This is a genomic window from Vallitalea sediminicola (genome assembly GCF_054408565.1).
This window is the reverse complement of sequence record NZ_BTPT01000404.1, coordinates 1-203: the sequence shown is the minus strand read 5'-3', so window position 1 is coordinate 203 and position 203 is coordinate 1. Positions and strand designations below refer to the sequence as shown.

Here is a 203-nt window from a genome sequence, read left to right as displayed (position 1 = left end):
ACAAAACCAACATAAAGGAAAATGGCCATATTAACCCCAAGTCCAATATAGATAGCTACAGTCCCTAATAAACTTCCTTTAACATTAAAAAACATTGCAGTTCTTGTTAGAGAAATCATAATAGAGTGAAAAGGTATCAGCATAGAAGCAATAAAAAGAATTTGAAATACTGATGCTAACTTTGTTTTACTTCTTGATATTAT

1 pseudogene is annotated in these 203 nt (G+C 29.6%); it reads right to left on the bottom strand.

Features of this window, described 5'->3' with window-relative positions:
- A pseudogene (locus ACX6CF_RS27210) lies at positions 1–203 on the bottom strand (carbohydrate ABC transporter permease); the annotation flags it as partial.